General features: G+C 41.5%; 11 protein-coding genes. 4 read left to right on the top strand and 7 right to left on the bottom strand.

Annotation, left to right across the window (positions count from 1 at the left end; all coding sequences use genetic code 11):
- Window position 1: 1 nt before the first annotated feature.
- Both JJ692_RS04545 and JJ692_RS04540 read left to right on the top strand, forming a co-directional pair.
- Entirely contained in the window at window positions 2-1102 is a 1101-nt protein-coding gene (locus tag JJ692_RS04545; protein WP_024426294.1) for a GerAB/ArcD/ProY family transporter, read from the top strand.
- Window positions 1099-2244 (top strand): Ger(x)C family spore germination protein, encoded by a 1146-nt coding sequence (locus JJ692_RS04540; protein ID WP_133744485.1) that lies wholly within the window; start codon window positions 1099-1101, stop codon window positions 2242-2244. The genes JJ692_RS04545 and JJ692_RS04540 overlap by 4 nt, the downstream gene beginning before the upstream one ends.
- A gap of 13 nt (window positions 2245-2257) precedes the next feature.
- On the opposite strand, the gene JJ692_RS04535 is transcribed toward JJ692_RS04540, so the two are convergent.
- Window positions 2258-3655 carry a bifunctional glycosyltransferase family 2 protein/class I SAM-dependent methyltransferase gene (locus JJ692_RS04535; RefSeq protein ID WP_206534266.1) on the bottom strand — a complete coding sequence of 466 codons (1398 nt, stop codon included), beginning with the start codon at window positions 3653-3655 and terminating at the stop codon, window positions 2258-2260.
- A gap of 136 nt (window positions 3656-3791) precedes the next feature.
- Entirely contained in the window at window positions 3792-5156 is a 1365-nt protein-coding gene (locus tag JJ692_RS04530; RefSeq protein WP_103131702.1) for a sugar porter family MFS transporter, read from the bottom strand.
- 258 nt (window positions 5157-5414) lie between these two features.
- Here JJ692_RS04530 and JJ692_RS04525 point away from each other — a divergent pair, with 258 nt between their 5' ends.
- Window positions 5415-6380: an LCP family protein gene (locus JJ692_RS04525; protein WP_025093927.1), complete on the top strand. Its 966-nt coding sequence runs from the start codon at window positions 5415-5417 to the stop codon at window positions 6378-6380.
- 163 nt (window positions 6381-6543) lie between these two features.
- Entirely contained in the window at window positions 6544-7425 is an 882-nt protein-coding gene (locus JJ692_RS04520) for a Cof-type HAD-IIB family hydrolase (RefSeq protein ID WP_206534265.1), read from the top strand.
- 56 nt (window positions 7426-7481) lie between these two features.
- Here JJ692_RS04520 and JJ692_RS04515 read toward each other — a convergent pair whose 3' ends face one another.
- The 5 genes from JJ692_RS04515 to pgsB all read right to left on the bottom strand — a co-directional run bounded on the left by JJ692_RS04515 (window position 7482) and on the right by pgsB (window position 11812).
- Complete coding sequence (locus JJ692_RS04515; protein WP_206534264.1) at window positions 7482-8705, bottom strand: C40 family peptidase; 1224 nt, start codon at window positions 8703-8705, stop codon at window positions 7482-7484.
- Between the two features lie 108 nt (window positions 8706-8813).
- Window positions 8814-8984 carry an extrachromosomal elements maintenance protein EdmS gene (edmS, locus tag JJ692_RS04510; RefSeq protein ID WP_087976066.1) on the bottom strand — a complete coding sequence of 57 codons (171 nt, stop codon included), beginning with the start codon at window positions 8982-8984 and terminating at the stop codon, window positions 8814-8816.
- Window positions 8981-10147, bottom strand: a complete 1167-nt coding sequence (locus JJ692_RS04505; RefSeq protein ID WP_024423669.1) for a CapA family protein — start codon at window positions 10145-10147, stop codon at window positions 8981-8983. The genes edmS and JJ692_RS04505 overlap by 4 nt, the downstream gene beginning before the upstream one ends.
- 18 nt (window positions 10148-10165) lie before the next feature.
- Window positions 10166-10615 carry a poly-gamma-glutamate biosynthesis protein PgsC gene (gene pgsC, locus JJ692_RS04500; protein WP_007497520.1) on the bottom strand — a complete coding sequence of 150 codons (450 nt, stop codon included), beginning with the start codon at window positions 10613-10615 and terminating at the stop codon, window positions 10166-10168.
- A 15-nt stretch (window positions 10616-10630) separates the two neighbouring features.
- Window positions 10631-11812: a poly-gamma-glutamate synthase PgsB gene (gene pgsB, locus JJ692_RS04495; protein ID WP_024423670.1), complete on the bottom strand. Its 1182-nt coding sequence runs from the start codon at window positions 11810-11812 to the stop codon at window positions 10631-10633.
- Window positions 11813-12309 lie beyond the last annotated feature (497 nt).

Genomic DNA, 12309 nt, shown 5'->3' with positions numbered 1-12309 from the left:
GATGTACAGACCTGAAAGGCTATCATTGTTACAAGTCACCATCCTCTGCAGCTCTACAATGATAGGCGCTGGAATTTTAACCATTCCACGCAGTTCTGCCAATTCAGGATACCCTGATGGCTGGATCATTGTATTAATACAGGGCGTCATCTTTGCTTTCGTTGCTTTTTTGTTGGGGTGGATTGCCGAAAAAAATGCACCAGACACCATTTTTGAGTCAAATACAAAAGGAGCAGGGGCATTCTTCGGGACGATCTTTAATTTAATGCTGGTCGCCTATTTACTAGGCATTGTCGGCTTTGAGGCACGTGTTCTCGGCGAAGTGGTCCAGTTTTTCCTCCTGCAATCGACTCCCATGGCAGTGATTGTAATGATTTTTCTACTTGTGGCGATCTATCATTTGAAAAGCGGTATCTTTCCAGTTGTCAAAATGGTGACCTATATTTATCCGATCACCATGGTCATTTACATAGCGCTCATGCTGTTTTGTTTGAAAATATTTGATTTTGATTATTTGCGTCCTGTGATGGCGCATGGTTTTAAAGATTTTAGTAAGCTGTTCTCTCAAACCTTTATTCAATTTACAGGCTTTGAAGTGATTTTGTTTGTCGTGCCACTCATTTATAAAGACAAATGGTCGAAGGCAAAATGGGCAGCTGCCATCGGCGTTGGCATTACGTCTCTCGTGTACTCCCTCACACTCTTTATAGTGATTGGCTCCATGACCGTGGGTGAAACGAAATCTCTCACTTGGCCAACCGTGTCCCTCATTCAAGCGCTTGAAATTGAAGGGGTGTTTATCGAACGATTTGATATTTTCTTACTGACGATCTGGACGTGTCAGCAGTTCATTTGTATGCTGGGCTTTTTCCAGTTTGCAATTAAAGGCTGTTTCACCGTTTTTAAAACAACCAATTTAACGAGACTGTTATGGCTGCTATTTTTGATTACATCAGCCCTCTCACTTTTCCCTAAAAATATTAATGAAGTCTTTTACTATTCTACTTTACTCGGCTACGCATTGTTCGCGGTTTTAGCCATTCCTTTTATTACTGCTATCCTGCTGATGATACGCAAAAAATGGGGAGGTCGTTCTGCATGAAAAGAAGGCGTATACTGTTATTCTTTTTTTCCTGCTGTCTTATCCTTTTATCAGCAGGCTGCTGGGACTTAAAGGATATTGAAAAACTATCGTTTGTACGCGGTGTTGGCATAGATGAGGAAGAAGAGAATGGGGTTAAGCTGACCTACCAAAACCTTGTACCGAAAACGGGTGGAACACAAGAAGCCGATTCTCCCGGCTATGTGAATGTCGTCTCGAAGGGAAAAAATGTGTTAGAGGCTGTCAGTAATGTCGCCTTAAAGGACCCGCCGATCTATAGTGATCACCTGAAAATCTTTTTGTTCGGCAAAAACCAGGCTGAGCATCACGATATTCAAGGAACACTCAATCATTTTATTCGAGATGATGAGGTTCGGCGCAGCAGCTATCTCCTCGTGTCACGAGGAGATGCGTCAAAAGTCATCAACCAAAAATTGAAATCACAGCAAAAGGTTCCGGTTGAACATATCTTCGAAACATCCAAAAACCGAAGCTTTAACGGAAAAATCGCACTGCCAACACGTATTGGCCGGGCGTCTGATTACTTTCAGATGGGCGTTAGCTTCCTTGTGCAAAGTGTAGATGCGGTAGACGGTGAACTTATTTATGATGGGGCAGGTATCATTCACGGAAAAACAAGAAAGTTGATCGGTTTCATCTCTTCAAAGGATGTCCAATATTTAAACTGGGTAACGAATCGGATCTCAGGCGGAGTTGTACCTGCCACCTACAAAGGTTACCCGATAACGTATGAAATAAAAAAAGCTAAAACGAAGGTCGAGCCCTATCTGAAAGATGGAAAGGTTTCCTTTAAAATTAGCGTACAAACAAATGGAAAATTGTCAGAAGATCAATATCCCCCTGAAAACTCATACGATGAACAGTACATCAAACGATTTGAGAAGGTTTTTTCTCGTAAAATTAAAGAGCGCATACAAAAAACGGTCAGTCATATGCAACATGAAGTAGGTGTTGATCCTATTTTTTTAAGCCGGCAGTTTCGTATTAAGTATCCTGAATATTGGGATCAGCATCGAGATGAATGGGACAAACTATTTCAAGAAGCAGACATAACGTATGACATCAAAGTGAGCATCTTGAACTTTGGCGCAGAAGGCGCAACAAAAAGCTTCAAATGGTAGTGCCAAAAAGCGGTTATCCCGATGGGGAACCGCCTTTTTTACGCACAACGATTAGAAGCTGGTATAGCGTCACTTGATCAGACAACGCGTTTGTTTGAAAGCCAAGTGACGCGCCTATTCTTGCCACCTCGTCAAAAAACAATTGGACGTTTTGATCAATCTGTACATTGATCGGCTGCTCGATCACGCGTTCAAACAATGGGTCTGGAAAAAGCGCACGCATCGTGTTTGGTGTGAAGAACCGTATATGGGTTCGGTCTAAAATTCCTACATCTTGATACGTAAAATCCCCTGTCATCAAAGGAAGAAGCACCTCTGCATGCATCATGTTAGGCAAACAGCAAATGATGACACCGCCTGGCTTTAAAGATGCGTGGGCTTGCTCAATGATGTGCCAAGGTTCTGACACATGCTCTAAAACATCTGAAAAAATGACCGCATCAAAAAAGGCCTCTTTCTCTGACCATGGGTATTCATCTGCATTTGCCTCGATGATTTCTTCATAATACGCCTTTGCGACCGCTGCTTTTACCGTATCCACCTCTACCCCGTACATGTGTACTGACTGACGATTCATTAGTTCAAGCCCGGTAGCCCCTGCGCCGCACCCAACATCCAGCACGCGAGCAGCGTCCTCAGGGAGTAATTCCGCAAAGTACGGATGAGGGGTGATCAAATTTAGATCTATGCCCCACTTATCTAAAAATCGAAGTCGATTCTCAGTAAACAGTGTAGAGATGTTCGTTTCTTGATTGGCATTGAAGGTAGCATGACCATGATGATGCACAAAGGAATCATGCACAATTTGCAGCTGATATCCTTTTAGTAATGACCGCAAACATAGATCGTCATCCTCAAATGATCCATATACAAACCGCTCATCAAATAATCCCACATCCTCGATCAGCTTTCTTTTCACAAGCAAGCAAAACCCTACAAGCCGGTGCACATAAGTTCTCTGACCTTTTCTCTTAGACGTATACTTCTTAGCAAAGGCTGGGAGCTCCTTCACATCTGTATACGATGGCTGGACCATCTGAGGGCCGCTCACATAATTAGAGACGGGCCCCACCATCCCAATCCGCTCTGATGCAAATAACGCCTCTTTTAATGGAGGAAGCCAATTTTCCGTCAAGATCGTGTCATTATTTAAAAAGAGAATGCTGTCTCCTGAAGCTTTTTTTGCTCCTTGATTACATCCCTTTGCAAAACCTTCATTCTTTTCATTATCAATGAAAATCACATCATCCAGCTCTCTTACATATTCCTTCGTGCCGTCAGTTGACGCATTATCGACAATGATGAGTTCATATTGGTCGCTATCCGTATGCTGTTTAATGCTATCGATACATTTTTTCGTCAAATGCAGTTCATTGTACGTCAGCATGACAATGCTTGTTTTCCCTTTCATCTCATTTCCACCTTTCTCCCGCCTGTTCCATATGTATGTGATAGGCAGCACGTTCAGAAGATGAGGGAATGTCCTTTCTTGATTAAACGTTTGTTTAACATAGAAAAACCAGCTGCACACGGCAGCTGGCCTTTGTTCATACCGTTTTTCCTTCGCCACTTGCGACGGCACGATTTCTCTTTTTTAAATCTTCTTCGATTTCTTCAAGACTTTTCCCCTTCGTTTCGGTCACCAAGTATTTCACAAATAAGAAGGCGCCTACGCCAATGACCGCATAGATGAGGAAAAGATTACTGATACCAATCGCGCTTAATAAAGCTGGGAATGTCAGCGAGATGATTAAATTTCCTGTATGAAGAAGGAAGGTCGAGACACCTGTACCGATTCCCCTGACATGTACTGGGAATAGCTCTGGGAGCATCACCCAAACAACTGGCCCCCAGCTGACAGCAAAGATGACGATAAAGAGACCTAAACAAATAACGGTTGTCCATCCTGCAGCTGTTGAACCTTCAAAAAATCGGTTGACCACTGACAGGACAATTAAACTAAGGACCATTCCTGCATTCCCAAATAGGAGCAGCGCTTTACGCCCTACACGGTCAATGATTTTAATGGCAACAAACGTCATAATGACATTCACTGCACCAATTCCAACAGTTCCTAAAATCGCTGCTGAATTCCCAAAGCCAACACTTGTGAATGTTTTTGGTGCATAGTAAATGATCGTATTTGTACCGATAAACTGCTGCAGAAAGGCTAGGCCGACACCGGCAATCAATGCTGGGCGTACCCACGGCTCAAATAATTCCTTAAAACCGCCTTTCTCTTCACTTTCCGCCTTTTGAATATCTGAAATTTCTTCTTCCACTTCTTGCTGACTTTTTCTGAGTTGAGATAATATCTTCTTCGCACGGTCAGCCTGTCCGTGAACAAACAGCCAGCGGGGACTTTCCGGCATAAACAAAATCCCGAATAATAATAGAACAGAAGGAACAACCGCAATTCCAAGCATCAAGCGCCATGCCTCTGCATCCGCTAAAGCGTAGTTCACAATATAGGCAAGAAGAATACCAAATGTGATCATGAGCTGGTTTAAAGAGGACAGTGCCCCTCGTGATTCCTTTGGCGCAAGTTCAGATAAATATAATGGAACAATCGTTGTCGAGCACCCGACAGCGAGCCCTAGCACAATTCGGAATAAGACCATCACTTCTGTATTCGGTGCAAGAGCTGTACCAAATCCGCCGATAATAAACAAAATAGCTGCGGCGATGATGGCTTTTTTTCGCCCAAATTGGTCTGTCAGCTTTCCAGAAAGAGAGGAACCGAGCATCGCCCCGATTAAAATCGAGCTGACGACAAGCCCCTCTGTAAACGCATTTAAACCTAAATCCTCTTTCATAAATAAGATGGCGCCAGAGATGACACCTGTATCATAGCCATATAAAGCACCGCCAAGGGCGCCGAAGAAATAAAGCCATCCATTCCGATTTTTCATATACATAACCCCACTTTTGTCTCTGTACTCTTATGAAAAGTCATTTTCCTCACTTCCTGTCATTTCAAACATTTCGATGTTTTATGACAAATATATTTCATTTGTGTATCTTTGAAACTTTTTACGAGAAGAAAACGTCAATTAAGCGTTAGTGAAAAAAATGTCGCACTATATCCCGTTTTAAGGTATATTTGTTTTAGTTTGTAAGCAGAAAGAAGGACATCTTTACTATAAAATCATAGCGAGGGTTTAAAATATATGGATCAATCACGAAGTAAACGCAAAGGGAAAAAGCGTTTAAAACCATGGGTGAAAGTCACTCTTTTTATTATTAGTATTCTTTTACTGACAACTGCTTCAGTCACAGGCTATGCCTACTATAAAATAACAAATGCTGCCAAAAAGGCTCAAGTATCTCTTGATCGCGGCGCACAATCTGTGAAACGGATTGAAGCATTCGATCCAGGAAAAGACAGCTTTTCTGTCTTGCTGCTTGGAATTGACAGCAGACCGGGCGAAACAGTGAAACAAGCACGAAGTGACGCAATGGTTTTGGCAACCATTAACCGCACAAATAAAACCGTTAAATTATTAAGCATTCCTAGGGACTCATACGTTAATATTCCAGGCCACGGTTTTGATAAAATTACTCACGCACACGCATTTGGCGGTGCAGATTTAACAGTGAGCACAGTTGAAGATTTACTAGATATTCCGGTCGATTTTGTCATCCAAAGTAATTTCGTAGCGTTTAAAGAAATCGTCAACGAATTAAACGGTGTTCCTATTAACATCAAGGATGAGTATCTTGTGAAACAGATTAAAAAGGATACAAAAGGCAAGGTTGTGCTTCAAACTGGAACTCATACACTAGATGGTGATCAAGCGCTCGCATATGTGAGAACGAGAAAAGCAGATAGTGACTTAATGCGTGGACAGCGACAAATGGAAGTATTAAAAGCCATTTTTGATAAATCAAAATCATTAACGTCTATTCCGTCATACGACAATATCATTGATACTCTCGGTGATAATGTGTCAACCACCCTTTCTATGAAGGAGTTAGTCGGTCTTTTCCCGCTTCTGACTTCATTGAAATCGGTTGATACCATTCAGCTTAAAGGATCTGATTATCAGCCAAACGGGGTTTATTATTTCCAATTGGATCAAAACCAGCTGAACGAAGTGAAAACTGAATTGAAGAAGCAGCTTGAATTATCATAAATAAAAGCGTCCCTTTGGGGCGCTTTTTCTTATTTCCTTGATCATTCACTCATTTTTGTTTAGCCTTGATAGTGAGGAATCAACCATCCTTTTTTATGAGAATGAAGAAAATCGTACATACTTTGAAGAGGCTATTGCATGAATGAAGGAGGATTTGACAGCGATGAAAAAAATGATTGCGATTGATTTAGACGGTACACTCTTAAATACAAAAAGTGAAATATCCGCTCAAAACCGAGAGGCATTGATTCGTGCGAAGGAAGCTGGATATATTGTGACGATCTGTACAGGGCGGGCAACTTTTGATGTCAAGGAGCTGCTTGGCGATTTGGACATCCCCATTATTGCGGCAAACGGCGGGACTGTCCATACAGAAGGATACGAGCTCTTCAGCCGAATCACACTGGATCAAGAAGCAGGCAAGCGGGCTGCAAAGGCATTAGTGGAACGAAACATTTACTTTGAAGTCTATACAGATGATGCTCTCCTCTCTCCTTTTGATGGAAAAGAGAAGCTGAAAGCAGAATTTGATCTGATCAAAAGCGCAAACCCAAATGAGGATCTCGCTGATCTATGGGAAGGAGCCATGACGCAATTTAAACAATTTGGCATCAAACCAGTGGATGATATCCGTGAGATTTTTGAGTCGAACGAACCGACCTATAAATTACTCTGCTTCTCTTTTGATATGAACAAACTGAACGAAGCACGAAATCTTCTGGCAGACATGCCTGAGCTTTCATTGACCTCGTCTGGAAAACATATTATTGAGGTGCTGCCAAAAGAGTCTGGAAAAGGACATGCCCTGAAAAAGCTCGCAGCCCATTATGGTGTAGACCGCTCACATATTTATGCAATTGGTGACAGCCCAAACGACCTTTCTATGTTTGAAGAAGCAGGCCACCGCATTGCAATGGGGAATGCTGTTGATGTCATTAAAGCAAAGAGCACCTTCATCACAAAAGGAAATCATGAAGACGGTGTCGCTTATTTTATTGATCTTCTTTTACAAAATCAATTCCATGAAAAAAAGACGCTTGTCTGATCAGCGCCTAGAGAGAAGTCCAGAAGTCCGATACAAGTATTGATCGGGCTTTTTCTTTATTTTTTGATTCTAACAGCCGTTTCATATTTGTCCTTCCAGTACGTACTTGTTTTCATATTGGTTAAGACAACACCGTTTGAGACAGTCACATGAATGACTTGATTGGATCCTGCATATATCGCCGGCATCAATGATGTTCCGCTGAAGAAGACAAGATCTCCCGGCTGAAGCTCAGAACGTTTCACAGGTGTACCTGCTTTGACTTGACCTGATGCGTAGCGGGGCAGCTCAATGCCAAGCACTTTTTGATACACGTACTGCGTGAACCCTGCTGTATCAAATCCTTCCTTTGGGTTCGTACCGCCTTTGACATAAGGGACTTCACCAATATACGTAGCGGCTTTTGATACGATAGGGTCCTCTTTCGCAAGCTCCAGATCTGTTAACCGTTTCGCACCTGTCCATTTTTCGCGCCAATACGATTCAGACAAATAAGAAATTGTCACACTTTCAGAACGGCTCGCATGAATAAAGCGGTCGCCTCCAATATACATACCTACATGAGAAATTCCAGGCTTATATGTGTTGCTAAAAAAGACAAAATCCCCAGGGCGGATATTGTCTAATGATACTTTTTCTCCAACGATCCACTGCTGTTCAGCACTTCGAGGTAAATAAATCCCAAGCGATTTTTCAAATAAATACTGTAAAAATCCTGAGCAGTCGAATCCAGTCTTTGGATCTGCTCCTCCAAATTCATAAGGAATTCCTAAATAGGTCAGCGCATCTTTCACAAGAGGGTCATCAGAAATTTCTTGCGTGCCGGGCAGGCGTTTGACCGCATAAAATCGGTCTGTCCAATATTTGCTTTTGCTGACATCCGTTTTCACCACACCTTGACTAAGCGTGATGTGGATGACCTGATTGTTCCCAGCGTACAACGCCACATGTGTTGGGATATCCTTTGTTTCTTCAAGGCTTCGGAAATACACAAGGTCACCGGGCTGCGCTTTATCCCATGATACCTTTTTTCCAATCTGATATTGGTCGATTACCTTCCGCGGCAAATCAAATGTTTCGGATGTCTTGTACACATATTGAATTAACCCAGATGCATCAAAGCCCGTTTTTGGATCGGTTCCTCCTTTATGATAAGGTGTTCCAATCAGCTTTTCTGCTTGCTCCAAAAGAGATGGTGTTTGAGCAGATACCGCTGATTGAGACATGAACATCAGCCCTACAAGCGCACACCCTCCTATCAATATTCCTTTCCATTTCATGATCTTTTCCCTCCAATCTTCTATAGTTTCGGCATGATACCTTTCATTTTACACCCTTTTTCGACAAAAAAAGAGCACGCGATGTGCGTGCCCTTTATCCTTTTTAGGTTATTTACCTGCTTCCGCTTTTGACTGCTTTTGCTGTTCAATTTTCTGCATTTCAACCGAAATCTTTTGTTTTTCGTGATCTGTCAGACTGTCACTAAATTTAAAAGCAGACATAAAGACAAAGACTAAAATTAACGCAACAAACGGCCAGCTTGCTTTTAGGAATTTCATTTCTTCTCTTTCCCTCCGTTTTCTTTTAAGTTTTTAACTTTATCAGCGTGATCTACTTCAAAGAAAATGTGTCCGTCTTTTTCTTTCCAATCTGCATTCGTTCCATTGGTCAGCATACGGATAATGGCTTTTGATTCTAGAGATCCTGCTTTTACTGGAGCAGGTGTTGCTTCTTTGATGTACATTGGGACAACTTCAAATGTCGCTTTTCCATCTTCATTCAGATGATACTGAACAAGTGCAGAATCACGTGTTCTTGACCAGCCTTGGTCAAAAATAAAGTTGCCTAGGCTATAGAAAATCGCTGTTCCGTTATAGACTTCCATTGGTTCAAGGACGTGCGGATGAGCACCGATAATGATATCAGCTCCGGCCTTAGACATCGCTCTTGCCAATTCTCTTTGTCTGTCGTTTACTTCATTGTTGTACTCCTGTCCCCAGTGAGCATGAACAACGACGAGATCTGCCTTTTCAGCAGCCTGCGAAATCATCGGAATAAAGATAGATGGATCGGCTGGCAGAATACCCGCCTGGCGATTCGTTGCTTTGAAATCTTTCCCATACACATCTGTAAAACCAAGTGTAGCAATTTTGACACCATTTACTTCTTTATACGAAATGTTCTGCTTCGCATCTTGGAGGTTACGGCCTGCACCTGTATAATCCATACCATTTTGTTCAAAGGCATTGATCGTGTTGTTCAGCCCTTTTTCACCATAGTCTGCCGCATGGTTATTCGCAAAGTTTAAGACAGAGAAATTTAAATCCTTCAACGCTTGGACAGAATCTTCATCTGTTTTTAAATGAATATTCTTTTGGGCTGCCTGTTCCTTATCTGATGCGACGGGATGCTCAAAGTTACCTGTCACATAATCTGACACATCAAAATATGGCTTGGCATAACGAAAGAGATGCTCTTTTCCATAGCGGTCTGTTACTTTCTCTACGTTTCTTCCAAACATAATGTCACCGACAAACGAAGCGGTCAGGATGTTTTCTGGATTCTTTTGTACAGTTGGCACTTGTGCTTTCCCGATAAACGTAAATAGAAATGTACAAGCAATGACGATCGGTAAAGCAATTAATACGTGTTTATTCGTCTTTTTCTTTTGATTCTTTGTGATTTTCAGCAGCTTTTCCTGAAAGCTCAATTTTTTATTCATCATTGGACACACCTTATCTTAAAATAGATAGTAAACATACATGATGGCAAATGTTGCACCACTTAGAAGTAACGTGCTTCCAAGGGTAATTGTAAGACCTTGCTTTTGAATCGTATTTGCAATCAATCCAGGGACGATGATTCCGATTCCGCGGAATTCTGCTATTTCAAATGGGACCACTGGATAGAAGAAATCAAATATCAGCTTTAAGGCAATCCCTGTAATCAGCATCGCTGCAAACTTTCTGCGTCCGTATAAAATCATGAATTTTGATAAGCCAAAGCGAACGATCACATACGTAAGCAAGCTGACAGATAAGACGACTAAAATGAAGACTGGCTGGTTAAATACGAGCGCCAGATAACCCGGGACAACAAGTCCAGCTGGTACGATTCCTGTTTTTTCTGCAAAGATTAAACTAAGTAGAACACCTAAAATTAACGAGATATAAAGATCTGATCCGAACATTTTCTATATTTCCTCCTAGCTGACAAGCTGCTTAATTTTGTATTCTTGAATTTTTTCGATTAACGGTTCAGCGGCACCATGGATATTGCCGACTCCATAAACCACTCGATTATGAAGCTTTTTCTCAAGCATATTCATAATTTCTTCTGTAGATTGATATTCAAGGTTGTGTAAGTGGTCAGCCGGAATTTTCCCTTCCTCATATGCCTTCACAATTGGATCAGTTGTTTCACCAATTAAGACAAGATCACTTGCTTCAATATATGGAAGTACATCCTCCGCAAACTGGATCGTTCTATCTACCCGATCCGCACGGCAGTTCATAATAATAATCGGTTCATCTGTTGGATATCCAATTTCTTTCACACGCTTCCAAATGTTCAATGTAGATGCTGCGTCATTTGCCGCAAATCCATTTACAAAGTGTCCAGGTGTTTTCGCGTCCATTAATGGGAGAATTCTCATCGCTCCTGGATCAGGCGGCGCATTTAACATTCCTCTGAATGCCGTATCTTCATCAATCCCTAATGCTTGGGCAACACCAAGTGCAAGTGAAGCATTATCTGGGAAAACCATGTACTCAAATTTCCGCAAAAACTCATCGGAAATCTTGGAATTATCCGCAACAATGACTTCTGTGTTGCGTTTTTTCGCAATCTCTTTAAAGAAATCTGTATATTCACTATCCGTAATAACCAAGTGTCCATTGTAAGGAATTGTCGCTGTAAAGGCTTCTGCTATTTCATCAAGTGTCGGCCCCATAACGTCCATATGGTCTTCAAGAACGTTTACGATCACGCCAATATTTGCTTGAAGCAGCTCTTCCTGAAAGATAATTTGGTAATCTGGATTTACCGCCATACATTCACTGACGATGGCATTTGCTCCTCTTTCAACTGTTTCTCTCATAACTTCTTTCTGCTCTCCGATATTCGGTCCTTGCGGTTTCCTTTTAATCGGTTTCTCCTCTGGCGTATCCCAATAAATCATTCTTGCATCCGTTCCCGTTGTTTTACCGACAGTTTTATAACCTGCCTCCATTAAGATACCGGTTGTCAATCTTGTGACGGTAGACTTTCCGCGAATACCATTAATATTGACGCGCACCGGCAGGGCATCGATATTTTTCTGATGACGCTTCTTTTCAATAAAGCCAATCCCTAACATGATGACACAGGCTATAACGATTAACCACATCGCTATCTACATCTCCTTTTTTTATGAGTGTGATATGTAAATTCAATCAACAGTATATCTGTTCAGCATAAAATCACAATCGGTATTATGTAACATAATCTTTCACTTCCTCGTATGCCAAATTCCTCTAATCAGAAGGCTTTTTTGCCTACCCATCCTTTAAATGAAAAGGCCAAAAGGCGGACAAAAATCAATCTGAATTTCTGCTGAATTCATGAGAAAGCGTTACCATCAATGATCCGAAAATCTTTTGTCCTTTTCTCCCTAAATTTTTTGACAATTATTAAGATGTATTTTGAATCAATGTTTTAAAGCCCGCTCTTCTCTATAACATCAGTCATATCAGCGCTTTAAATGAATAGTGCGTGTTTTGGAATGTTTTATATTTTTGAACGAACAGGTTAGAAAGTCATCCTCATTGGTCAGATTGCTATGTGTTGACCTATGACAAAGGTCACCTCTAAAAAAATCAAGTCATATGCTTATTTTTAGGTCAC

It is taken from the genome of Bacillus sp. 3a (genome assembly GCF_017161885.1).
In the GTDB taxonomy this organism is placed as follows: domain Bacteria; phylum Bacillota; class Bacilli; order Bacillales; family Bacillaceae; genus Bacillus; species Bacillus safensis.
This window is presented reverse-complemented; position numbering and strand designations above follow the sequence as displayed.